1 protein-coding gene is annotated in these 1,860 nt (G+C 56.4%); it reads left to right on the forward strand.

The genetic code is table 11. From position 1 onward, the window contains the following. Window positions 1–227: 227 nt before the first annotated feature. Window positions 228–1,780, forward strand: a protein-coding gene (locus tag HX786_RS28525) for an IS3 family transposase (RefSeq protein ID WP_178912913.1) whose coding sequence is annotated in 2 segments (ribosomal slippage) — window positions 228–690 and window positions 690–1,780 — 1,554 coding nt in all. Because the reading frame shifts where the segments join, the coding sequence is not laid out codon by codon here. Window positions 1,781–1,860: the final 80 nt, after the last annotated feature.

Here is a 1,860-nt window from a genome sequence, read left to right on the forward strand (position 1 = left end):
GGACGGCTAACCTGGCGTCCTGCCAGGTTACCCACGCTCCAAAGCCTGCGTTCGGCCAGCGTGGTTTAACGGGGCGCCTAAGATCAAAAGCAGATCAACAGCACAGCGGCCTACCGGCCGGCTTGAGTGTTGAAGAGCAAAATCAAAAGCTAAAGCCCCCCGGTGTCAGGGTAGTTGTCGTGCCCCCACTTTTTTAAAAACATTCCGGGGGCGGCAAGAGTATGGTCATGCCTTTCTACTCAGAAGAGCGCAAAGCTGCGCTGCTAAAAATGATGCTTCCGCCCCTGAGCCTCTCGGCGGCGGAGGTCGCTCGCCGCGAAGGTTGCAGCGATATGTCTCTCCATTATTGGCGCAAGCAAGCCGCTGCCAGAGGAACGCAATTGTCCGACACCAAACAACCTGTTGAGAATTGGTCAGCCGAATCCAAAATGGCGGTCATCATAGAAACAGCAGCTCTGTCAGAGCTGGAACTGGGTGAGTACTGCCGGCGAAAAGGGATTTTTCCTGAGCAAATCACTGATTGGCGCAATGCATTTATCGCCAGTAGCACCCAGCAAACAAAGGTTAAAAATGTAAACACCGGCCAGTCGAAGAACGATAAAAACCGTATCCGCGAGCTTGAGCGCGAACTGCGGCGCAAGGATGCGGCATTGGCTGAGACAGCGGCGTTACTGGTGTTGCGAAAAAAGCTCAATGCCTACTGGGGGAGCGACGACGAGGGCAACTGACCTTGTTGCCAGAACGGTATTTACTCGTTGGTTGGCTCAGTGAAGCCATCGCGGCGGGCGCCCGCAGGGCGCCTGCTTGTCTGGAGGTCGGCATTTCGCTACGGACACTGCAACGCTGGAGTTTGCCTGAAAAAATACTGGCCGATGGGCGTACCACAACCTCAAGACCCGTGCCCAGCAACGCGCTCAGCGAGTCCGAGCGCCAGTCCATCGTAGCGCTGTGCAACAGCAAGGCTTACGCGCATCTGCCCCCGAGTCAGATCGTGCCACAACTGGCGGACGAGGGGCGTTATGTAGCCTCAGAGGCGACGTTTTATCGTGTGTTGCATGCCGCAGGCCAGCAACATCGTCGTTCACGTGCCAAGCGACCTCATCGTCATCCGGCACCCACCACTCATGCGGCGACAGCCGCTAATCAGGTGTGGTCGTGGGACATCACGTACCTGCCGTCACCCGTTCGAGGGAAGTTTTACTACCTCTACCTGATCGAAGATATCTACAGCCGAAAGGCGGTGGGCTGGGAAGTTTACGACGTAGAAAGTGGTGAAAAAGCAGCAGTATTACTGCAACGAAGCGTGACCCGGGAACAGTGCTGGCGCCAGCCGCTGGTGCTGCACTCTGACAACGGCGCGCCGATGAAGTCGGTGACGCTGCTGACCAAGATGTACGATCTGGGCATCACGCCATCGCGTGGTCGACCGCGGGTCAGCAATGACAACCCGTATTCGGAATCACTGTTCAGGACGCTGAAATACTGCCCGCAGTGGCCACTAGATGGTTTTAGCAGCCTGGATGATGCGCGTGTTTGGGTGAGGGACTTTATGACCTGGTACAACACCGAGCATCGTCATAGCCGAATCCGTTTTGTGACACCGGCTCAACGTCACGAGGGAAAAGACCGGGAAATCCTGGCCCGGCGCGATGCAATCTACGGGCAAGCTAGAGAAAAGAGACCGGAGCGTTGGTCTGGTGAGACACGCAACTGGAAGCCAGCCGGAACGGTATATCTGAACCCCGAAAGGGAGCTGACAGTGAGCATCAAGGTCGCGTAGCACGATGGTGGACGCGACAACTACCTTGAAAAACGCCGGGGAGGCCGCTGTGCTCTTGATCTGCTTTTGATCTTGATCTT

It is taken from the genome of Pseudomonas sp. 21615526 (assembly GCF_013386245.1).
Taxonomy (GTDB): Bacteria; Pseudomonadota; Gammaproteobacteria; order Pseudomonadales; family Pseudomonadaceae; genus Aquipseudomonas.